The organism is Microbulbifer sp. CnH-101-G (assembly GCF_052466775.1).
On record NZ_CP174292.1, the window covers coordinates 1,498,334 to 1,521,296 of the forward strand.

Consider the following 22,963-nt stretch of genomic DNA (forward strand, 5'->3'; position numbering starts at 1 on the left):
TTATTGAGCAGCACGACCGAATGTTCTTAATGATACCCCCTCTAGAACACTTTCTACGGGATTGTTTATCATGCCTGTCGGCTTCTCTTCTGTCTCTTCATTTACAAGAATAACGAGATCTTCTGTGTCACTAAATTCAAAGTTGGTGTCACCAGTATCTAGTGCCTTGATAGTCCAAGTTCCCCTAGCATTTTCACCATAAAACGCATTAGATAGGAATACGGCACCATCCAATATATAACCTTCGCTATATCCATTTGCAGAGCTCCAAGAAGCCTCCAGTAATGCCTGCTTAGAGGAGAGTAGAACGCTTCTAGTACCTGAAGGAGAGACTACTTCAAGCGCCAGGTCGTTACCTGCAGAGGATAGTAGATTATCATTTACAAAAGACCCCATATCATCATTGCGGATATCAAACTCGAATTGCATAGCTTCAATAATGATATCTTCTGTTACTTCGATTTTCCGGGTTACACCAATTGCACTGTTGTCTGGAATAGTTGCCTGCAAGGCTTCTTCTCCAGCAGTTGAGCCTAGACCTTTCCATTCGGTGATAATTTGCTCGCCAAGATTTTCTGAGTAGTCTAAAGCCTTAGCAACAGCTGCGCCGGCATCAACACGGCCAAAGCCATAGAGGTTATTAAAGTTATAACCTGCCGCATTTTCAACCCAGCCGTCATGGGCAAAGAAAGAGCCATCTGGAAGTGTGAGCTTAACTTTTTCGTTTTCAGCGTCAATCAAAGTACTTGTTGAAGCCAGAATGTGTCGAACATCACGCCAAGTCAGTTCTGGGTTTGCGGATAAGATTAGAGACACAACACCCGATGCATTTGGTGCAGCGGAAGATGTCCCATTGAAAGTTGATGTATAGTTGCAGCTCACATTCTCTGGGTGGCCAGGGTAGTTGAACGGGAACTGGCTGGCAGCAAAATCTTCGCCATAGGCACCGCCCCAAGCGCTGATTGTTCCACCATTGAAGCCAGAATAACCATTGATGCAGGTCATTTGGTCTGTGGTTACCATTGCCGGTGCCCAACGACCATATTCACCCGCAGGAGCCGACACCATCGTACTCGCGCCAGCTGTTGAGTAACTGGTATGTTTGCCATTAGCGTTCACCGCAGCAACACTCAAGTAGTATGGGTGGGCCTGACTAGGCTCAAACGCTGTGCTGTAACAAGTAAGGCCTAAATCCTTAGCGCCATTATCTTTACAGAAACTCCCTTCACGGCCACCGCTTCTAAAAGAATTACCGTTAGACTTAATGTTCAAAGCACCTTTGCCGCTTCGAAGCATAAGGTTAGGGTAAGATTCAATAGCTTCATCTAAAGCAGAGTAAGCAATAAAAGCTGGCCAAGTGATACCGTAGCTGCGATTAAATGCTGAGATTTCCTCACTTGTAGAAATACCACTTCCCGGAAACCCATGAATTAACAGTTCGGTTTGCTCTATTGTATCACCGCCCAAATAATTCATGCCGATTAACCCAGTATCTGGGGATGTGCCACGGCTACCTATATTGTTCCAGCCTTTAGCAGCAATTAAGCCCGCGACACTAGTACCATGATCGCCGCTATTGGAAAGACTGGTTGGGTCTGTTCTGTCGTTTGCCGATACAGCTAAATTGAGAGAGCGATTAACTAGTACATTATCTATTAAGTCTTCATGACGAATTTCTAAACCAGAGTCTACGACAACCGCTGTTACACCTGCACCAGTTACACCCTGAGCATAAGCAGCTGCAACATTCATATCTTCGCCGGCAACAAGCTCCTCGGCTTCACCTTCTGCAAGTGCTTCGGCAGCTTCTACGGGAGTGTAAAATCCAGCATCTACCAATCCTTGAGCCATCTGCTCACTTAATGCATAAGATTTTTGCCCTGTATTGCGAAGGTGCCACTGCTGATAAGCTAGTGGGTCATTTGCAACATTTAAGAAGTCAATTGTTGCAGATGTTGAGATATCATTTGCTGTTACGGTATAAGTAATTGTGGCATCTTGTCCAGAGATTGATCTATATTCAAATTGACCGTCTTCTTCTTTAAGCTCCCCATGGCTAAAAGTATAAATGCCGTCAACTTCATTAACAGCCACACCATTCTCAGAAAAACTATAGACTAACTCATCGCCATCTTCATCGTTGCCCAGCAGCTCGACAGATATCGGTATCCACTGCTTTGCACCATCTATAGTAACAGTGTTCGCTGTTGGAGGAATATCGGCGATGATTTCAATCTTAGCAGAGGCTGAAGCGCCATTAGCTGTTACGGTATAAGTAATAGAGGCGTCTTGTCCTGAAATTGAGGTGTATTCAAACTGATTACCATTTACTGATAATTCACCATGGCTAAATGTATAAACGCCATCAACAGAACTAATAGTCTTATCTTTTTCTGAAAAGCTATAGGTTAAAGAATCACCATCAGGATCGTTGCCCAATAGTTCTCCAGATACTGAAATTCCTTGCTTTACACCACTGATTGTTACATTGCTAGCAGTTGGTGGTTGATCTGCAGGTGTAGGGGCAGGTGTGGGTGTAGGTGTAGGAGCAGAAGCAACAGGAGTAGCAGCAACAGGATCAGACGACGAGTTACTATTACTATCACAGCCCGTTAAGGCTAATAGAACAGCTGCCGAAATTGCAGAAAGTCGAAACATCTTTTTATTCATCAAATTTCCCCATTATCCCTATTTTAAGTAATTCTCGGGTATTGGCATTATATACAACCTCAAAGGTGATTATCCAATTAAACTTGGCCAGCCTATATCATCATCCTGTCTTTGATTTTTATTGTGACATTCGATTATTTTTTGATTAAATATCAACCGGTTTGATAAAAGGAAATGTTCTTCAGAATTAAAGCTAATGGCCTTACGTGTGTTGCTAGAGAGTCTACGCTGGACTCTAAAGCTGGATAGGTAGAAGCGATATGAGTTTAAATGAGTCACTGTTATTCGAAATTAGCTGAACACTAAAATCTGAGAGGGAATATCAATCTGGCTAAAGGGTAGGAAAAAATTCCAAAAATACGCTCGTTATCTTGATTTTGGACTCGTCGAATGTAATAAGGGGATCAAACTACCGAAAGGATAGCTATGCCACTCTGCAGATCTATGACGTATTCAGTTTGTACCTGTCAGTAGTTTGAGTTGGACCCGCCGGAAGTAGACAAAAAATTTGAAGAAATATAAATACAAGTGCTTACTAAGGCAACGTAAAAATCAATATTAACGTAGTCAAGTTCTTTGCTCTTCTCAAAATTGAGGTCTTCTCCAACAAGTACTTGGTGAGGGGGAGTGTGAAGGAGGGTCTTTCCATCAGGCATCTGAACGTGAAATCCACAAGATGCTTTCAAAACATGTTTGATTATCAATTGGCTTTGGGATTTCTTTCTCTCGTTTAAGATCGGGAAGGCAAGGTTTGATCAGTTTTCACTGATTGCTGTTTAACGCAGGTTTGAATCGAATCACAAATGCTGGCCTTTTTCTAAGTAATTTCGTGAGAAAAGCCGTTTTCAATTTATGAAATAGTCTCTAGGAAAGTCGTAGATTTATTGAAGGTATTGGCATTGATTCTTTTAAATTAGTGTGTGGAAAAGCCGGTGAGGTTTGGATAGTGAGGGAAGAATGAAGGGTATTGTCTTTGAGGTTGTACTATATATGTAGGCCGAGTTTTTGATGTTTCTGGTAGATCTCCCATCCAAGATAAATTTCAAGAGGGTGATCAAATGTCATAGGTAGATGGTTGCGTGGTGGCAGTACCTACTGCAAAGAAAGATGCTTATATAGGGTATGCAAAGACTGCTTGCAGAACTATTTAAAGAGCAGGGTGCCTTGAAGGTTATGGAAATCTGGGGGGATGATGTTCCTGATGGTGAAGTCACCTCCTTCCCTATGGCTATAAAATGTACAGAGAGTGAAACTGTTGTATTTTCGTGGACTATTTGGCCTTCAAAAGAGATTCGTGATGCTGGCTGGCAAGATCTTGTGGATGCAGCCAAGAATGCAGCTAGAGGAAAGCCCGATGCCGTTTGATGGTAAGCGACTTATCTATGGTGGCTTTAGTATCATCCTTGACATTTAGAGATATAAAAAGAAGAGCTATAGATACAATGCTATAAGAGATATAGCGCTATAAGTGGCACAAATGTATATATGTACTGGCTCATGCATTTGCATTGCCGATCTTTAATTGTGTTAACTGCTTTTGGTTTAGTAATGAGAATAGTGTCATGGCATAGATAATGAGGTTTTAATCATGTCACGAAAGGATTCTGCTGCAAGAGACCACGCATATCTCCTCGATTTATCCAACATGAATTATCTTCTAGTTATAGTTCTTTCATACATGTTGGTGGATAACAGTGTCAACAGAAAATGGTAGCTATGTAAAGGAAACGCTCCACCTGGAGCTTAAGTCAAAAAAAGAATGTGATTCTTGCGCTGTGCCCTTAGTTCATAGGTATGGTGACAATAAGATCTGCGTCACTGATAAAGTTGGACATTCTGCTGTAGAGAATAGATCCCCATTGGATTTGGTGTTACACAGTGGGGAGGGGTACATTCCCCTTTGGAAAGCGGGTGTAACTCTAAGGTGGAAGTTTGATGAAGAATCTTTGCGGTATTTTAAAAACCCAGATGAAGTTAAAGACTATATTCGAGTTCTACTTGGAGAGGCCCTGTTAAAGTGGGGCGATGCTTCTCCGGTGAAATTTAACGAGAACCCAAATGTTTGGGACTTTAAAATCAGAGTGGAGCCTGTAGAAAATTGTAGTGTGGCAGGTTGTACATTAGCGCGCGCCTTTTTTCCTAATCCGGGGCGTAATGAACTGGTGCTCTTTCCCACAATGTTTGAACAAAGCTGGAAAGAGCAGGTTGATACTATGATTCACGAACTGGGCCATATATTTGGGCTAAGGCATTTCTTTGCTGATTTGAAAGAGGAAGCTTGGCCCAGTGTGATCTATGGTGTGCATAAGCCGTTCACCATCATGAACTATGGTGAAAATAGTGAACTCACCGAAGCTGATAAGAATGATTTAAAAGCTCTTTATGATTTAGCCTGGTCTAAACAACTTATTGAAATTGATGGGGCACAAATTAGATTTGTTAAACCCTATCATGAGGCTATTGAACAGATACCCGTTTCTCTTGAAGTTTCAATTGGGTGATTTCTACAGTGCTCTAAAGTTGGTGAGCTAATGAGCCTAACTATTACGGCAGAGGGTCTATCTTTAATAACCCACTCCTTTTGATCCAAGAACGCTTGTTTTATGTGTGGATTGATTCAGCTCATTATTTTTAATCGGCATATTGCCTTTGAACACGTTCCATGATCCTATTTATTTTCACTAAGAGACATTGCTGTGAAAATTGATAGCCATTCTTTAAAGCTCTTAGTGATTGGTTTTTCAAGCTAGTATCCAAAATATATTTCAATAAAAAGGAAGCTGTTTTGAATAAAATAGTATTTGTGGTATTGCTGATTGTATTTAGCGTAAAGGTCCTTGCATCAGATCCCAACGTAGATCAGGCCAGGAGTTCATTGCAGGTGATTAAGGCGCTGACTCCGTGGCCTTGGGAAGAGCCTGTTACTCCAATTCTGGATGATTATCTGGCTGCTGAGTTTGACCAATATCAGGGGCGTGCGAAGTCGCTCTATATGGTCGATGAGCTAAAAATGCATAAGTGGGGGCAGTCAATTACTGAATTTACAGTGCTCGCGGAGCTTTTGTACACCTTTCAGTCAGAGGACTACCAAGAGGAAAATAGGTTGGCTTTTGAATCCGCTCTCGCACATTTGGATCTGTTTAGACAGGAGCTTAATGGCTTACTGTATCCCTATGTGCCCGGTTATAACCTTAAACAACACAATCTAGTTAGGCACTTTGATGGGGAGGGTATTGTTATTGGGGTGTTTGATTTGTTTGATCCTGTCCGTTTGCAGGAGCAACGTGAGCAGAACCCTAATATCGAAGCTGAAGTTCAGTTTGGTGATCCGATCACTTTCCTGCATGGCAATACTGTCATTGATATTATCCTCGATATTGCACCTAAGGCCACCATTGTGCCCATAAGCACCGAGAGCAAGACGTACAATGAAGCTATGGCTTATATGCGCAGTCGCGATGATATCAGTGTGATTAATATGAGCCGGGCCTTCCATATCACCAATGATCAGTTAGACCCAGAGTTTTCAGGACATCTCTCACATATCTTACAGTCCAAAATTTTCACCAAATCGATTGGAAACACGGGTACGGATTTGAACGGTGAGAATACGGATGTGCGTAAACGTCTGGGACTTCCCCCTTTGGGAAGTTTCTTTACTTATGATTTGGAACTGATTAAAGCTTTCTTGCTGCAAAACCAAGGCATGCCGGGGAATCAAAACCTGATGTTTGCAATCAACTTGCAGCCATTTTCCGATGAGGTGTCTCTCACCGCCACAGTTCCTGGCTATAACGAGTTGGCGATTAACCGAAGCTTTGCCATCTCAGGTGATGCAGTCTACTCGGCTTCTAGTCAAAACTTTGAATCTGGTAGCTCTTTTGCAGCTCCACAATTGGCAGCTGTTAGTGCGCTGCTATTGGATGCGGCAGACCACTATGGCTACTCAAGGGGTGAGGCTGTACCAATGGTTGTGCAGGCTCTTCAGGGCACAGCAAGGCACTCTCATTTGGGTGCTAATAATACTGGGCTGGGTTTTGTCGATGCTCATAAAGCTCTTGTGGAGCTGATACGGTCTAGTAGAGGACCCAAGTATATCCACTAGCGGATTAATATGACGGCATAATCGTGTACTAAACCGTGCGTGCTTTTGAAATGAAGACGGGTGAGAATGCGGCAGGATCGTTTATGATTGCTACCCTGAGCAGAGGGTCTTTTCAATCTACATCTTTGGGAAGTTTAACTTGAAAGTAATCGTGTTCTTCGCTCTTTTCGTGAGCAGTCTTGCCTGGTCTTCAGAAAATATCAAATGTGGCAAGTCATGCACATTTGTTCTTAAGAATCACAAAGAGGCCACCTACTCAGTTGTCAATGAAAGTAGGGCAGATGTCAGGCTTACCCCTTTCTCAACCTTCAAGGTGCCGAATACCCTGATTGCTCTGGATGCCGGAGTGGTTCGCAGTCTTGTTCAAGAATTAACCTATGATCACTTGAAGTATCCAGCGCAAAGATGGTGGCCCAGTATTTGGTATGACAAGCCACTCCCCATCCGGGCGGCATTCCAGAATTCCGCAGTGCCTATTTACCGTCAGTTAGCCATTCAAGTTGGCGAGGAGCGGATGAGTCAATATTTGACCAAGTTCGATTATGGAAATAAAGATATTTCCTCGGGTTTGGATAAATTTTGGCTAAATGGCAGCTTAAAGATATCGGCCAAAGAACAAGTCGACTTCCTGCAAAAGTTGTTTTCCGGTTCATTGCCCGTTTCTGAAGAGACATTGTCTCTATTTAAAGCAGTGATGCTGGTAGAGGAAACGGATTCTTATAAACTCTATGCGAAGACCGGGGGTGGGCAAATTTCCGATAATTTTTCTATAGGCTGGTATGTTGGGGTAGTAGAAACTGAAAACAATATGTATTTCTTTGCCGCGAATATAGATGGTAAGAGCTTTGCAGAAATACAGACGAAGCGCATTAGATTCGCCCGGCAGCATTTGGCCAGGCTTGGGGCCATTTAGTTTTCTTAAGGGTTTCTTTTAGTTTTCTTAGTTCCAGAGTAGATAATTGGCCAGTCACAACAAGTGCCAGAATTTGAAGACTGCAACAGAGCAAGGTGAGAAGTGGCGCTGATCGGTGCCACCTTTTAACCGCTTAACTTATATTCTAATTTTTTCGCCCATGACAATCACCCGGCTTGCAGGAATCCGGTAATACTCCACGGCACTGCTAGCATTGCGAAACATGGCAGCAAAGAGTCGCTCCCGCCAGAGGAACATGTGACTGTCTTGTTGTTTGGTAGGAATGATGGTCTGCCGGGTTAAAAAATATGAGGCCTTATTCGGCTCGATATCCAACTCTCTTTTTGAACGTATCCTTTTGAGAACTTTCCAGATATCCGGTTGCTCTATATAGCCATAACGTAGGAGCAAGTAAAAACTGTTTTCTCCAACTTCGCTGAGAATGTACCGGTTACCGGGCATCACTCGTGGGGTGTTTACAAAAGATACGGTAATAAACAGTAACTTTTCGTGCAAAACTTTATTGTGCTTCAGGTTATAGATCAGGGCGTGAGGGGCATATAGTTGTCTGGAGATAAGAAACACTGCGGTTCCAGGCACCCTTATCGGTTTTTTCTTCAATAGAGCCGCCAAATAGGGTTCCAGCTTAAACTCCTGCCGCTGAAGATGTTGCGCCAATACTTCCTTGCCATCCCTCCAGGTGAACATGGAAATACACGCTATTGCGCCCAGGCCAAGAGGGAACCAGCCCCCATGGCTGATTTTAAGCAGGCTGGAAGAGAAGAATGACAGATCGATACAGATAAAGAAGGTTGCAACGGAGATGCACAACAGTAGGTGATATTTCATTTGAATGCGATAAACAACCGCGGCTAGGCAGGTACTTATGAACATGGCACCACTTACAGAAACGCCGTAGGCGCTGGCCAGGTTGGTCGAGGAGCCGAAACCCACTACTGCGCCAATAACTAACAGCATAAGCAGCCTGTTGACTCCCGGCATAAAAATTTGCCCTTCCAGGTGGGCAGAGGTGTGCTTGAGGGCAAGGCGGGGCAGGAAGCCCAGTTGCATGGCCTGTTTGGCCATAGAAAAACTACCGGTAATACAGGCCTGGGAGGCTATGACTGTAGCCGCGGTGGCGAGCACAATCACCGGGTAAAGCCCCCAGCTGGGAAACATGCGGTAGAAGGGGTTGTCCACCGCATTGGGATCGCTCATTAACAGCGCCCCTTGCCCCATATAGTTCAGAAATAGAGCAGGAAATACCAATCCGAGCCAGGCCATCCTAATAGGAGAACGACCGAAATGTCCCATATCGGTATAAAGCGCTTCGGCTCCGGTAAAAACCAGCAGAACGGCACCGAGTACCACAAAAGAGCTAAATCCGTGGGTGGTTAGGAATTTCAAGGCGTGCGCCGGGTTTATGGCCTGAAGAACCTGGGGGTTGCTGATGATGCTGGAAATTCCAGCCGCCAGCAGGGTGAGGAACCACAGGGCGGTAACTGGCCCGAATAGGGCGCCTACAGTTGATGTGCCGTAACGTTGTACAAAAAAGAGACTGATTAATACGCCTATGGCAATTGGTACAACCAGGATTTTGTGTGTCTGGTTGCCCACCTCAAGCCCTTCAATGGCTGAAAGTACAGAGATGGCCGGGGTTAGCACGGCATCGCCAAAGAACAGAGCAGCACCGCAGATGCCGGCAGTGACCACAAACCACTGCAGATATTTGCGTCCTTTTGAGGCCTCCATTGCCAGCGTCATCAGAGCCATGATGCCGCCTTCGCCGCGATTATCCAAACGCATTACCAAGGTGACATATTTGATTGTCACTATCACGATCAGAGCCCAGAAGATTGCAGATATCCCTCCCAGGATATTGGCCTCGGTCAATGGGATACCGTATCTCGAGTGAAAGATCAGCTTAACCGCGTAAAGAGGACTGGTACCGATATCCCCGAAAACCACGCCAAGCGCGGCGAGCGATAGAAACCATTTCCCCTTGCTGCCCTTCTCTTTGCTCTTCATAAAGGCGCTATTAGCGAAGTCCGGGAAAGCTATTTTTTGTGCGGTGGTTGCAGGTCAGCGGCAAGCTGAAGCGGGCTCCCATCAAGGTGGAAAGAGTCGCAGGTGGCAACATGAAGTCATTGAATCGACTCGTGAAATCCATGGGGAGTGCCTTTCTAGATGGTGTTCACCACTCAAAGATATTAGCAAGCAGTGCGTATGGAGGAATTCTGTCTTTCAGAGTAATTCCTGAGGGTGGAGTGTTGGGAAAAGTGTAGTTTTAGGGCACGGAAGACGTCATCCTGTGCTAAAACTCAGAGGGGTTTTACATCTGTATGTTCAAAATCATGTCACTGCAGAAAAGAGTGGCGAAAGGTGGGGGGAGCTTCGGGCCTCTGGGAGGGTATTAGAGAGGCGCAGGACATTCCATATTTGCCTAACTCTTGAGAGCTTACAACGACGAGAGACGCTCCTATGAAAGCATCCGATTTATTTGTGCGCGCCCTGGAAGCCGAGGGGGTTGAATATGTTTTTGGTATTCCCGGCGAGGAAAACCTCGACATGTTGGAATCTCTGCGGGGCTCCAAAATACAATTGATCCTTACTCGCCACGAGCAAGCCGCAGGCTTTATGGCCGCCACTTATGGTCGCCTCACCGGCAAGTCCGGTGTCTGTTTATCGACCTTGGGTCCAGGCGCCACCAATCTCGTCACCGCAGCGGCTTATGCCCAGCTGGGTGGGATGCCCATGGTATTGATCACCGGCCAAAAGCCCATCAAGAGTTCGAAGCAAGGGCAATTCCAGATTATTGATATCGTGGACATGATGCGCCCCCTCACCAAGTTCACCAAAACCCTCGTCGGTGGGGATTATGTGCCGGCACATGTGCGTGAAGCCTTTCGACGCTCCGAGGAAGAGCGACCCGGTGCCGCACACCTGGAGTTTCCTGAGGATATTGCCCGTGAGCACTCATCTATGCCAGTGCTCGAAATCAGTTATTCCCGCCGCCCCATTGCCGAAGAGAAAGCCATTCGCAAAGCGGCTGAGGCTATTACCGCCTCACGCAAGCCCTTATTACTGATAGGCGCCGGCGCAAATAGAAAGCTGACCTCGAAGATGCTGAGGAAGTTCGTCGAGAAACTGGGGATTCCCGCGATCACCACCCAGATGGGCAAAGGGGTGATCGATGAGTCCGGGCCACACTTTATCGGCAACACGGCCTTATCCGATGAGGACTTTATTCACCGCGCAATCGGGCAGGCGGACCTGATTATCAATGTGGGCCACGATGTGGTGGAGAAACCGCCGTTCTTTATGCGCCCTGGTGGGCCCGAAGTTGTACATATCAACTTTAATGCGGCCCAGGTGGACCCGGTTTATTTTCCGCAGATAGAAGTGATAGGGGATATTGCAAATAGCCTATGGCAGCTGCAGGAAAGCCTGGAGCCCCAGGAGCATTGGAGTTTTAGCGATGCCCATCGCATACGTTCGGCGCTGCTGAAGCAAATAGAGGAGGGGGCGAGTGTGGATACCTTCCCTATACGGCCCCAGCGCTTAGTGAAGGATGTTCGGGAGGTGATGCCAGAGAAGGGCGTGATTGCCCTGGATAATGGCATGTTCAAGATCTGGTTTGCCCGCAATTATCCAGCCTACTACCCGAACACCGTACTTTTAGATAACGCCCTGGCCACTATGGGGGCCGGTCTACCATCGGCTATGGCGGCCAAACTGGTCTGCCCCGATCGCAGGGTGTTGGCGATCTGTGGAGACGGTGGTTTTATGATGAATTCACAGGAAATAGAAACCGCTGTGCGCCTGAAGTTGGACCTGATTGTGTTGATTCTTCGCGATGATGCCTATGGCATGATCAAGTGGAAGCAGTCCATGATGGAGCTAAAAAACTTCGGGCTTGATTTTGGCAACCCTGATTTTGTCGCCTATGCGAAATCTTATGGTGCTGAGGGTCATCGCATAGAGGCGACAGATGAATTGAAGCCGATGATTGAGAAGTGCTGTAAGGAGGGAGGTGTGCACTTGATTGATGTCCCCATGGATTACAGCCATAACGATCGGATTTTGAATCATGAAATTAAGGATCTGGCGAGCAAGCTATAGGTTGGGGTCTTAGATTGAGGTCTAAAGAAATAGCAATATCGCCGTAGCTTTCGTCACGATTCAAGAGTCGGCTACCTTAAGCTGCAGCGATATTGCAATAACATTTACAATGAGAACCTTTCTTACTTTTCAATAATTTTTTTCATCGCGCGACTACGCCAGCCGAGCCTAATCAGTATCAAAACAAAGACGGCAGCGATGGCAGTTATAAAGAATGGCAGCCGGATATTGATCTCCATGGCACCGCCGCCCAACAGCGAGATAAGAGTCGCTACTACAGTAAATCCGGCCGTGGCGATACCCATTACCCAGCCCTGTTCGCTCTCATCCACACTCTGGGCAAATAGATGTAGTAGTGCTGGATAAGCAAGCCCAAAGCATAAATAGGCGATAAACACACTCACATAGCACAGCCAAACCTGACTACTAAAGGCAAACACCAGAGCACAAGCGCCCATGATTAAAGCCGACACTTTAATGATCAGGGGCTTGCTCCAGCGGGATAACACGGGCTTCACCAGAAAAATACTGGATATACCCACGGCGATCCCCATAAACAGCATGGCCATGCTGGTTCCCAGTAGCCCGAGTTGAAAGCGGCTGTTCAAGTAGTTGGTGATAAAGATATAAAAACTGAGGTGTACCAGCATGAAGCTCAGGTAGGCTGGACATAGTCTGACAACCTGTGGTCGGTCTTTCAGGTGAACAAATTGCCTGAACAAGTCGAGGAAGCGTAATTGAACAGGTGCCGTAGGTTTCCGGCTATCGTGATAAAACGCCAAAATCAGGCCTAGGGTAACGGCAACCAGCAACAGCGCGAAATAAAAAGGGAGCTGAATACTCGCGATGTTGCCCAACAGCGCCTGGTCGGCTAATACGCCGGCGATAATTGGCCCGGCTACTGCGCCAGCACTCATTCCCGCCACCAGTAGCCCCAAGTTTTTGGAGGCCTCCAGTTCGCTGCGGCTGGCATCAATCATTGCCGCCTGGGCGATGGGTTGATTGCCTGCGGTAAATCCACTCACTACACGCCCCAAAATCAGCAACCACAGGCTACTGGTGAATAGCGCTACAACCGTGATGGTGTAGCCTGCCAGCGCACCAACCAGACAAAGCACCATTGCACTCTTACGTCCGATACTGTCGGATAGCTTCGCGACATATACAGACCCCAAAAACCAAGCCAGGAAAAAGCTACTGATAACGATGCCATAGAAAAGATGGCGTGTGGGTTGCGGGGTATCGCTTGGCAGAAAGTGAAACTTAGTCGACATGACCAGCTCACTGATGATGGGAAAAAGCAGCCCTTGTCCCATTAGGTCGACAAATACCACAGCCAGAAGGGCCAGGCGGCTCATCGCGGACATCAAATCTCCCCTATGGGATTGCTAATTGATAGCAGCGCCATAAATGTCGGCGCTGGGAAGAAGATAGCACCGAAATAGTGGCTTCACGGGAGTGGAATGAGATAGGGAGGGGGCAGTGGAAGCTGAAACTCTAAATTCGAAAATCTGTAAGGTCGCCCCCAAGGTGCTCAATGGCTCTGAGGGCGAGAAGCTACCGTGCCTGGTCAGCGGACTTCCTGGCACAGGTTATATTGTGCAACACAGCGGCTTACGTAACCAATCTTGATAAATGTTGCGCTGATAATCATAAAAATATGACCCGCCACCTGGGCTGGGATCGAAAAATAATGCGAGAACGGATAACAGATAACGACGGTGAGCAGTAGCATAGGAGCTGAAAGTAACAGGGTGAGATTTCCGGCCTTGAGCAGAAGTTTGAAACGTCTGCGAATTTTCAGAGAGTATGTGTCCAGCATTGTCTTTGCCTCTATTACTGAATAATCTCAATAGTTACTAGGCAAAGGGTGTGCCAACCTGAATAATCCATATAAAACAATAAGATAGGCTTTCTTCAAAATAGGTTTGTGTCATTTTGACTGGATCTACTGCTGTGTCATAATGACTTAATGCGAACTTATTGACTGGGTAAGTTATGGTGGATATCAATTCTACTTTGCTGCTTGAGGTGGCGCTGGATCTCGCGAATAGCCTGAACAATAGCGACCGGTTTGAACGATTGCTCTCCACCATCCGTAAGGCCATTAAGTGCGATGCGGTTGCCTTGCTGGGATTGAATGGTGAGGTGCTCACGCCCCTGGCCGTGCAGGGCTTGGCGAGGCGCACATTGGGTCGGCGCTTCCTGGTTAGTGAGCATCCCCGCCTGGCTCAAATCTGTAACTCTGAAACACCTGTCCGTTTTCCTTCCGATTGCAACCTGCCAGATCCCTTTGATGGTTTGCTGCTGGATAGGGAAGGGGACCTACCGGTGCACTCCTGCCTCGGTTTGCCGCTCTATTCCGATAACCACCTGGTGGGGCTACTCACCTTGGATAGTATGGCATCTGATGCCTACAGCCTGATTAGTGATCGAACCCTCGAACTGATCGCGGCGTTGTCAGCGGCAACGCTCAAAACCGCTTTGGAACTTAAAGCGCTTTCTCTTTCTGCTGAGCATGCCGAGCAATTGGTGAAAGAGTTGACCCAGGAAGCTTTTCAGCGGGATGGTGGCGAACTGATCGGTGAGAGTAAGGTGATGAAGACCTTGCGCAGTGATATTGAGCTGGTCGCGGGGTCCGATTACAACGTGCTTATTCTCGGGGAGACGGGTGTAGGTAAGGAGCTGGTTGCACGCACGGTGCACAGGCTGTCACCGCGCAGGGAAAAACCCTTGGTGTACCTCAACTGTGCCTCCCTGACAGAAACATTGGCAGAGGCTGAATTGTTCGGGCATGCCAAAGGGGCTTTTACTGGTGCTGAGCGGGAGCGCCCCGGTAAGTTTCTGTTGGCGAATGGTGGGACTCTTTTTCTGGATGAAGTGGGTGAGCTGCCTTTGTCTGTACAGGGCAAACTACTGCGGGTACTGCAAAGTGGTGAGATCCAGCCTGTTGGTAAAGATGCGGTGCAGCATGTGGATGTGCGCATTGTTGCGGCAACTAATAGAGACTTGCTGAAAGAGATCGCAAAGGGTGCTTTCAGGGCCGATTTATATCACCGTCTCTCTGTGTATCCTCTGGAAGTCCCCGCGCTGTCGCAGAGGGAGAACGATGTTCTCTTACTGGCGGACTACTTTTTAGAGCGATCCACAAGAAAACTGGGTTTCCGCCAGCTAAGGCTCACTGCGGATGCTTCCAGCAAATTAAAGCGCTACGGATGGCCGGGCAACGTGCGGGAGTTGGAGCATATCATCAGCCGCGCAGCACTCAAGGCCAGAAAAAACTCAACTCCCTCTGAAATTGTATCGCTAACCGCAGCGCATATAGAGATCCCTGAAGATATGGCGGCGCAGCCAGACTTTGAGAAACCCCTTGCGCCGACGCTCGAAGCAATAAACCTCAGAGCCGCAACCGAAGATTACCAACGAGATCTTATTAAACATATCTTGATTGAGTGTGAAGGAAATTGGAGCAGGGCTGCCAAATTGCTTTCTACTGACCGGGGCAACCTGGTCCGTCTCTCAAAACGGCTGGGTATTTATGTTAAAAAAGAGATTGTCGGAGTAAAGTGATACTACGCTGCCTTAAAAAAAGCGATGAGAAATATGTATGAATAAGGATGTTAGGCAATCAATAGCTATTGGTGTTATTGCCCTGCTGATCGGAATCGCTGCATTTGCTTATAATTGGCTGATTGTAGGTGGAGGTTGGCAGTATTTCCGTGTTTTTCTGTTTCCAGGAAACCTTGTACTATCCCTATTTACTGAAGAAATTGATTTTTGGTCAAAGCTTGCCTTGCAAATGAGCGGGCAGTTTGTAGTGACATTCTCTGCTACCTACTTGGTACGAAGGGCACTAAAGAGTGTTGCTCATTAACCTGGTTATTTTGTATCAATTATTAGGTTAAAACCCAGCTGGCTCTATCTATCCCAACAGATGTGTCTTAAGATATTTTGACTTATCTAAAAATAGTTGGGCCTGCAACGTGTTGGCAAGGCGGGGTTTAAAGGCTTCGTATTGTCAGTGGGCTTATATCAAGGTTTCTTGCAAGGAAGAGTATGAATCCGGTAATAAGAAGAATTCTCCCTTTCATTTTTTTAGCTGTTACCAGTCTCTCTTGGGGTGTTTACTACACTACGACCACCCATTTTAATAATTTTGGTGAGGCCAATTATGAATGGCTTTTCTTGATTGATGGCTTGTTTGTACTTCCACTTTTGTGCTTCTTATGTATAAAAGATAAAAAGCAGGCCCTGATAAAGGCCATTGTATACGTCAGTCTCGCCATTCTCGTTGGTAGCTTTATAATTCCGGATGAAAGTAAAGTTATTTGGGAGTATCTCGAGTCTGGCAGATATGTATTGCTCATTGGCTTTGTCTTATTGGAGGCAATGGCAATTGTCACTATGTTTATGGCAATAAAGGTGGCCTTGAGCAAGCAAGAAGACCCCGATCTTGCGATTGTTTCAGCTGTTCAGAAGTATGTAGGTAAGGGAGCACTCTGCAAAATCTTAACTTTTGAGACCCGAATGTGGATGTTCTTGTTTTGTGCAAATTCTATCAGCTTTAAACACTTTCAGGGTGGTCAACATTTCAGTTACCACTTAAAAGATGGCTCTCAAAGTACAGCCCTGGGTTTCATTTATTTAGTATTACTGGAACTACCTATCGTTCATTTGATAGCTCACTTTGTATGGTCTCCAACTGCTGCCAACATTATCAGCTTCCTCAGTATTCTGGGGTTGTTGTTCTTGATTTCCGATTATCGTTCCATGTCTAGGCGACCAGTCTCTATTACGGTAGATAGCTTGGTTGTTCGCTATGGAATTTTTCACAGTAAAACAATTCCTCTGGAAGATATCCAATCTATTAATAAAAGTAATGGCTATATTAAGAGACAGGGTGACGTAAAACGCTATAATTTATCCGGCAGCCCAAATGTTGTTGTCGAGGCAAAGTTAAAGAATGGGTCAATAGAAAAAGTTTATATTGGATTGGATCATCCTGAGATTTTTATAGCGAGCCTAGATAGGGCCGTTAAAGCTTCTTGATTGATAAGTGGAAAATACTTTTTTGAATGTTTATATGGTCTGTTCAACTGAGTGTCTATGTTGAGTTTGTGGAAGTGCTTAAGAGATCCGACCGGATGAAGTTTTCATTTCTAGCTATGTGATTGTCTATTTTCTTAAGCACTATAGTTCGAAAAATACGATGTTTTCTCGCAGGATAGAACCCTGTTATAGCCTGAAAAACTGAATGCCAGCAGTTTTTAATGAACAGGATTTATACGCCCATTAACATTCTGACTCCGTATTTGAGACCTAGTGGATTTGCATAAATACGACGGTCTTGAGTACAAAGACAAAAGTCATTCTCTTATTTTATGTAAGAGATGACTTTTGTTACTGCATATTGGGAGTTACTCGGCTTGGTAAGTAACTATATTTATTTGTCCACGATATGAATCCCGTATTGCTTAACGAAGCGTTCCTTGTCCGCTTGTGTTGGCGCATCGGATAAATGGGATACATCGTGCATAAAGGCCTCCGCCGGTCCTCCCGGTGCATTGATCACTACGAGTCGGCTGTCTGTCAGTGCTTTAAACCTGCGATGCACCTTGGGGCCGGCTATCACCAGCTCTCCGGCAGTAGCAATGAACTCGTCATCGTTAACACCGAACTCGACTTCACCTGAAACGATATAGAAAATCTCATCATCTATGTCGTGGTAGTGCCATGGCGCACCGTTGTCTTTCGGCAGCCAACTCTCAGACACCGTAACACGTCCTGCGGTATCGGCAGCCGTTGCGAGAAACAGTGTTGTCTCACCGCCTTCAACCTTGAGGGACTGGGCATTGGCAGGAGTAATGTGCTTCGATCTCATCGTTCAGCTCCAAGGGTTCAGTTTGGTAGGGCCTGTTGATACTGGTGTTAACGGCTAGGGGCTCCAAAAAGTCCATAGCGTTTATCTTAGAGCGCAATATAATCAATACTTATCTGAAGATAATCATAGCCAAAGTAATGATAGAATTTACTAAAAGTATCGAATGGATAAGTTGAGAAAGATGGCTCTGTTTTGCAGAGTGGTGGAACTGGGCAGTTTTGCTGCAGCTGCGGATGATCAAGGCATTAGCCCCGCAATTGTTGGGCGTCACGTGGCCGACTTGGAAAATCTACTCGGCTTGCGTTTGATCAACCGCACCACTAGGGCTATGGAAATTACCGAAGCCGGCCAGCTTTACTATCAGGGCTGTAAGGAAATGCTTGACCAGTTGGTCTCATTAGAGCAGGTCGTTTCCGGAGGTAGTGCTCAAACCCCCAGTGGCATTATTCGCATTTCCGCACCGGAAGGGTTGGGCTCTCCTCATCTTTTGGAGCTTATTGAAAGTTTTCAAGCAAAGTATCCCGACGTTCTATTTGATCTTTCCCTGGATAACGACAGAACGGATTTTGTAAGTTCCAATGTTGATATCGCAATCCGAATGGCGATCTCTCTTGAAGATAGCTCTTTAATAATGAGAAAGCTTGCAGAAACCCCATTTGTCTTAGTCGCTGCCCCCACCTATCTAAGAGAACATGGAACCCCTAAAACACTGGCAGATTTGTCGGGTCATGCTTGCCTGAGTTTTGGTGCAACCCGCTTGGGGAATAGCTGGCCGCTGGTAACAGCAAAGGGAATTCGTAAATTCAGCCAGCCTTGGAGGTTGGTGCTGAACCAAACGCACACCCATCGTGATGCTATTGCCCGTGGTATGGGAATAGGGTTGTTGCCTAGGATCATGGTAGAAAAACTAATTGGCCAAGGTAAACTGATCCCAATAGAGCTCGATGCAGAATTTCCAGTGCTGGGAATCTATGCGGTATACCCCAGTCGAAAATTTCAGCCTAACCGAGTTCGCTTGTTTTTAGAGTACTTGCAGGAAATGTTTTGCCTGAAGGCTGCTGCCAGTAATGTAGTGGATAGAAAATAATTGAACCATGTGATGACACCCTGACATTGCAGGGTGCTTGGTAAAACAAATGTATCTGGCAAATGTAGATGGCCGAGTTAGCTCGAACTCAAAAATCCTATCACTTCCGCATCAATCGCAGCCCATTGAAAACCACCAGCAGGCTGGTGCCCATATCCGCAAATACCGCCATCCACATAGAGGCTTCGCCGGCAAAGGCGAGTGCCAGGAAGATCACTTTGATGCCGAGGGCGAGGATGATGTTTTGCCAGAGAATATGCGCGGTAGTCCGGGAGAGGCGGATAAAGCTGGCGATCTTACCCAGGTTGTCATCCATCAGGGCAACATCGGCAGTTTCTATGGCGGCGTCGGTGCCGGTAGCGCCCATGGCGAAGCCGATATCGGCTCGCGCCAGGGCAGGGGCGTCATTAATACCATCGCCCACCATACCGACACGCCCGTGGCCCGCCAGGGAATCCACTTCGCGCAGTTTATCTTCTGGGAGCAAGTTGCCCAGGGCCCGGTCTATGCCCACTTCCTGGGCGATGGCATCGGCAGTGTGCTGGTTGTCGCCGGTTAGCATTAGGGTTTTCACCCCCAGCTGGTGGAGTTCCTCAATGGCCTTGCGACTGGATTCCTTTACGGTATCGGCCACGGCAAATAGGGCCAGTACGCCGTTCTTATCCACCAGCATCACCACAGTCTTACCCTGGTACTCCAGCTTGGAGAGCCGATCCTCGAGTTCAGCGTTGCAGACTTTTAACTCCTCCACCAGTCGATGATTGCCTAAGTAGTAGCCGGTGCCTTCGATTTCTCCGCGAATTCCCCGCCCGGCTAGGGCCTCAAAAGCCTCAACTTCTTGCAAGTTACCCTCACCTAAATTGAGAAAGTCCGCCACGGCCTTGGAAACCGGGTGATCTGAGCGGTGGGCGAGGCTGGCGGCAAGCTGCTTGATTTGCCGCTCATCTGTGCTGTCTATAAGGGCAAAATCGGTGACTTCCGGCGCACCATGGGTGATGGTGCCGGTTTTATCCAGGGCCAGCCAGCGCAGGCGGCGGCCCTCTTCGAGATAAGCTCCACCCTTGATCAATGTGCCGTGTTTTGTAGCGGCGGCCAGGCCGCTGACAATGGTGACCGGGGTAGCAATGACCAGGGCACAGGGGCAAGCGATAACCAGTAATACCAGGGCGCGGTAAATCCACTCCATCCAGGCGCCGGAGAAAAATAGCGGCGGAATCAGTGCAGTGGCCAGGGCTACTGCAAACACCAGGGGGGTATACCAGCGGGCGAATTGATCCACAAAGCGCTGGGTAGGGGCACGGCTGCCCTGAGCTTCCTCCACCGCATGGATAATTCGGGCAAGCACTGCATCGTTGGCGGTGGCGGTCACCTTGTATTCCAATGCGCCGGATTCATTAATGCTGCCGGCAAAGAGGCCATCTCCCGCTGTCTTGTCCACTGGCAGGCTTTCACCGGTAATTGGAGCTTGGTTTACTGCGGAGTTGCCTTTTACCACCTCGCCATCCAGTGCAATGCGTTCACCGGGCCTGACCCTGACAGTGGCACCGAGGGAAACGGTTTTGGCATCCACTTCACGCCACTGGCCATCAGCTTCAAGCACTGTGGCAGTTTCAGGAGCTAGGTCCATCAATTCGCGAATGGCATTTCTGGCACGGTCCAGTGACTTGGCTTCAATCAGCTCGGCCAGGGTAAACAGCACCATCACCATGGCCGCCTCGGGCCAGTGTCCAATCAAAAGTGCGCCAGTGACCGCAATGGACATTAGCGCATTCATATTCAGGTTGCGGTTCTTGAGGGCAATCCAGCCTTTCTTGTAGGTGGATAATCCCCCGCCGGCAATGGCGCCAAGCGCAAGAAGCATTACCAGCCAGTTATTCCCTCCCTGTAGCCAGAACACCAACTCAGCGGCGAGTGCCGCCAATCCCGCCGCACCCAGAATCCACCAATTGGCTTTTGCGGCTGGCGGTGCGCTTTCTGTATCTGATGGGGAGGCGATCCTGGCGTCCAGATCCAGCGGGGCGAGTATGTCCAAAATCTGCTGTTGCATACCCGGAGCGTGCCCCACCCGCAGGGTGCGTTGCACCAGGTTGAAGTCGAGGCTGTAGATCCCTTCCAGTGGGGTGAGTTTGGCGCGGATCAGGCTTTCCTCGGTGGGGCAGTCCATCTTGGTGATCGAGAAGAGGGAGCTTTCACTCTCCTTTCCTTCGCCACTATCGACGGGTTGTTGCTGGGGTTCATCGTTGCTGCCGCAGCCACAAGTGGAATCCTGTTTTCCCATGATTATCTCTCGAATAGCCCAATGAGTGAGCCAGCATTACAATCCCTCTAGTAACTATAGAGTCAAGGGGGCGCCAGCATGGAGTACCGGATAGGGGAGGCCGCCAAGCGGGCAGGCTGTAAGGTGGAAACGGTACGCTACTACGAACAGGTGGGCCTGCTGCCGGAACCGTCCAGGTCCGAGGGCAACTACCGCCTGTACTCCGAAGAGCACTTGGCGCAGTTGCGCTTTATTCGCCACTGCCGTTCACTCGATATGCCCCTTGAGGATATACGCAATCTGTTAACGCTACGGGAGCGGCCGAAGGAGCATTGTGGTGAAATCAATGCCCTGGTCGATGAGCATATTGATAGGGTAAACAGCCAAATGGCATTGCTAGAACAACTGCGTGAAAGTTTGTTGGCCCTGCGCAGTCAGTGTGCCGGCCCCGGTTATACCGAGTCCTGTGAGATTGTGCGGGAACTTTCTCACTGTGAATGTCATGATACATAAATCAACGCTTAAATAATCATCTGTACCGAGAATCTCTCATTGAGAAAGTTGTTAAGAAAGTCTCGTATCCTATTTCTACTGATTCTGACGGTGGGTTTTATCCTCGCCGTTTGGGCATTTTTCGCCGAGCCCAGGAGTTTCCGAATCAATGAACAAACGCTACGCCTGGATACTTGGCCTGCGGCCTGTAGCGATTTAAGAGTTGCGGTATTGGCGGATTTGCATGTGGGTTCCCCCTACAAAGGGATGGATAGCCTGCGTTCATTAGTTCGCAAAGTGAATGCCAGCCGGCCGGATCTGGTGCTGCTACCCGGAGATTTTGTGATTCAGGGCGTGCTCGGAGGCTCTTTTGTCACCCCTGAACGTGCTGCCGAGGTACTTGCCGGGCTTAAGGCGCCGTTGGGTGTCTTTGCCGTATTGGGCAATCACGACTGGTGGTTGGACCCTGGCCGGGTAGCGCGGGCATTTTCTGAACGGGGAATCCCGGTGCTGGAAGATGCCTCCACCAAGATAGCCACAGGAGACTGTGCTTTCCGCTTAGTCGGCATCAGTGATTTTTGGGAGGGGCCACACAATATCGACCAGGCAATGGCCGCTGTTGAAGAAAATGAACTGGTCATGGCCTTCACTCATAACCCCGATATTTTTCCCCAGATACCGCAATCTATAGCCTTGACGATTGCCGGCCACACCCACGGTGGGCAGGTATATCTGCCAATGATTGGCCGCCCGATCGTGCCTTCCCGCTACGGGCAGCGCTATGCGATAGGCCATATCGTCGAAGAGGGTAAGCACCTGTATGTCAGCCCAGGGGTGGGCACCAGCATCCTGCCGGTGAGGTTTCTTGTGCCGCCGGAAGTGACTCTGCTAACGCTTATGAGTGCCGAGTAATAAATGCTCAAATTGAGAGTGATCGAAATGGTTACTCGCTTTGGCAGGATGCCGCAGGGCTGGCTGGAATAGAATGCTGGCCGGGCTTTTGGTAGAGGGAAAATCTAATGATAACCGTCAGACGCAAGGTTTTGTTTGGGGACTGCGATCCAGCGGGCATTGTCTATACTCCCAGGTTTTCGAACTTTGCCCTGGAAGCCACTCATGATGCACTGTCGGATCTTTTTGGCGGCCCGGCTATCACCACTATGCAGCAGCGGGGATTTGTGACCCCGGTGCGGGCCTTTAATTTGGAGTTTCTCACTCCGGTTACCTGGGATCAGGAGTTAGAAATAAAAGTCAGCGTATCCAGGGTCGGCAACCAATCTTTTACTCTTGAGGTGAAAGCCTACCTCAATCCTGATCAACTGGCTCTTACCGCGACGATTACCTATGTCACCCTATCGGTTGAAACTAAGGAAAAAATAAGTCTACCTGAATGGCTGAGAAGTGCTCTGAGCAAATCTGCAGCGCGGTGAGCACTA

18 protein-coding genes are annotated in these 22,963 nt (G+C 47.7%); 12 read left to right on the plus strand and 6 right to left on the minus strand.

Translation table 11 applies throughout. From position 1 onward, the window contains the following. Complete coding sequence (locus ACJJID_RS06780) at window positions 1-2,670, minus strand: S8 family serine peptidase (protein WP_444922028.1); 2,670 nt, start codon at window positions 2,668-2,670, stop codon at window positions 1-3. A 1,122-nt stretch (window positions 2,671-3,792) separates the two neighbouring features. On the opposite strand from ACJJID_RS06780, the gene ACJJID_RS06785 reads away from it, so the two are divergent. The 4 genes from ACJJID_RS06785 (at window position 3,793) to ACJJID_RS06800 (ending at window position 7,688) form a co-directional block, all read left to right on the plus strand. Then, window positions 3,793-4,035, plus strand: coding sequence for a DUF1428 domain-containing protein (locus tag ACJJID_RS06785; RefSeq protein ID WP_444922029.1), 243 nt, complete (start codon window positions 3,793-3,795; stop codon window positions 4,033-4,035). A 329-nt stretch (window positions 4,036-4,364) separates the two neighbouring features. After that, window positions 4,365-5,171, plus strand: a complete 807-nt coding sequence (locus ACJJID_RS06790; protein ID WP_444922030.1) for a matrix metalloproteinase-11 — start codon at window positions 4,365-4,367, stop codon at window positions 5,169-5,171. 284 nt (window positions 5,172-5,455) lie between these two features. After that, the gene (locus ACJJID_RS06795) at window positions 5,456-6,775 is read left to right on the plus strand and encodes a hypothetical protein (protein ID WP_444922031.1); all 1,320 of its coding nucleotides are present in this window, start codon (window positions 5,456-5,458) and stop codon (window positions 6,773-6,775) included. 139 nt (window positions 6,776-6,914) lie between these two features. Beyond that, window positions 6,915-7,688, plus strand: a complete 774-nt coding sequence (locus tag ACJJID_RS06800) for a penicillin-binding transpeptidase domain-containing protein (RefSeq protein ID WP_444922032.1) — start codon at window positions 6,915-6,917, stop codon at window positions 7,686-7,688. 138 nt (window positions 7,689-7,826) lie between these two features. On the opposite strand, the gene ACJJID_RS06805 is transcribed toward ACJJID_RS06800, so the two are convergent. Beyond that, window positions 7,827-9,716: a potassium transporter Kup gene (locus ACJJID_RS06805; protein ID WP_444922033.1), complete on the minus strand. Its 1,890-nt coding sequence runs from the start codon at window positions 9,714-9,716 to the stop codon at window positions 7,827-7,829. A 453-nt stretch (window positions 9,717-10,169) separates the two neighbouring features. Between ACJJID_RS06805 and ACJJID_RS06810 the strand changes: the two genes are divergently transcribed. Then, window positions 10,170-11,810 (plus strand): acetolactate synthase large subunit, encoded by a 1,641-nt coding sequence (locus ACJJID_RS06810; protein WP_444922034.1) that lies wholly within the window; start codon window positions 10,170-10,172, stop codon window positions 11,808-11,810. Window positions 11,811-11,932: 122 nt separating this feature from the next. On the opposite strand, the gene ACJJID_RS06815 is transcribed toward ACJJID_RS06810, so the two are convergent. Continuing rightward, entirely contained in the window at window positions 11,933-13,177 is a 1,245-nt protein-coding gene (locus tag ACJJID_RS06815) for an MFS transporter (protein WP_444922035.1), read from the minus strand. A 203-nt stretch (window positions 13,178-13,380) separates the two neighbouring features. Beyond that, on the minus strand, window positions 13,381-13,632 hold the full coding sequence (locus tag ACJJID_RS06820) for a hypothetical protein (protein WP_444922036.1): 252 nt from the start codon (window positions 13,630-13,632) through the stop codon (window positions 13,381-13,383). Window positions 13,633-13,808: 176 nt separating this feature from the next. On the opposite strand from ACJJID_RS06820, the gene norR reads away from it, so the two are divergent. The 3 genes from norR to ACJJID_RS06835 all read left to right on the plus strand — a co-directional run bounded on the left by norR (window position 13,809) and on the right by ACJJID_RS06835 (window position 16,859). Continuing rightward, entirely contained in the window at window positions 13,809-15,380 is a 1,572-nt protein-coding gene (gene norR, locus ACJJID_RS06825; protein ID WP_444922037.1) for a nitric oxide reductase transcriptional regulator NorR, read from the plus strand. Window positions 15,381-15,417: 37 nt separating this feature from the next. Further along, window positions 15,418-15,684, plus strand: a complete 267-nt coding sequence (locus tag ACJJID_RS06830) for a hypothetical protein (RefSeq protein WP_444922038.1) — start codon at window positions 15,418-15,420, stop codon at window positions 15,682-15,684. 182 nt (window positions 15,685-15,866) lie between these two features. Beyond that, the gene (locus tag ACJJID_RS06835; RefSeq protein ID WP_444922039.1) at window positions 15,867-16,859 is read left to right on the plus strand and encodes a hypothetical protein; all 993 of its coding nucleotides are present in this window, start codon (window positions 15,867-15,869) and stop codon (window positions 16,857-16,859) included. A 394-nt stretch (window positions 16,860-17,253) separates the two neighbouring features. Here the strand turns inward: ACJJID_RS06835 and ACJJID_RS06840 are convergent, their stop codons facing one another. Further along, complete coding sequence (locus ACJJID_RS06840) at window positions 17,254-17,691, minus strand: cupin domain-containing protein (protein ID WP_444922040.1); 438 nt, start codon at window positions 17,689-17,691, stop codon at window positions 17,254-17,256. 181 nt (window positions 17,692-17,872) lie between these two features. Here ACJJID_RS06840 and ACJJID_RS06845 point away from each other — a divergent pair, with 181 nt between their 5' ends. Continuing rightward, window positions 17,873-18,778 (plus strand): LysR family transcriptional regulator, encoded by a 906-nt coding sequence (locus tag ACJJID_RS06845; RefSeq protein ID WP_444922616.1) that lies wholly within the window; start codon window positions 17,873-17,875, stop codon window positions 18,776-18,778. Between the two features lie 100 nt (window positions 18,779-18,878). Here ACJJID_RS06845 and ACJJID_RS06850 read toward each other — a convergent pair whose 3' ends face one another. Further along, complete coding sequence (locus ACJJID_RS06850; RefSeq protein ID WP_444922041.1) at window positions 18,879-21,056, minus strand: heavy metal translocating P-type ATPase; 2,178 nt, start codon at window positions 21,054-21,056, stop codon at window positions 18,879-18,881. Between the two features lie 78 nt (window positions 21,057-21,134). Here ACJJID_RS06850 and cadR point away from each other — a divergent pair, with 78 nt between their 5' ends. The 3 genes from cadR (at window position 21,135) to ACJJID_RS06865 (ending at window position 22,957) form a co-directional block, all read left to right on the plus strand. After that, window positions 21,135-21,548 (plus strand): Cd(II)/Pb(II)-responsive transcriptional regulator, encoded by a 414-nt coding sequence (gene cadR / locus ACJJID_RS06855; RefSeq protein WP_444922042.1) that lies wholly within the window; start codon window positions 21,135-21,137, stop codon window positions 21,546-21,548. 39 nt (window positions 21,549-21,587) lie between these two features. Further along, entirely contained in the window at window positions 21,588-22,439 is an 852-nt protein-coding gene (locus ACJJID_RS06860; RefSeq protein WP_444922043.1) for a metallophosphoesterase, read from the plus strand. A 107-nt stretch (window positions 22,440-22,546) separates the two neighbouring features. After that, the gene (locus ACJJID_RS06865) at window positions 22,547-22,957 is read left to right on the plus strand and encodes an acyl-CoA thioesterase (protein ID WP_444922044.1); all 411 of its coding nucleotides are present in this window, start codon (window positions 22,547-22,549) and stop codon (window positions 22,955-22,957) included. Window positions 22,958-22,963 lie beyond the last annotated feature (6 nt).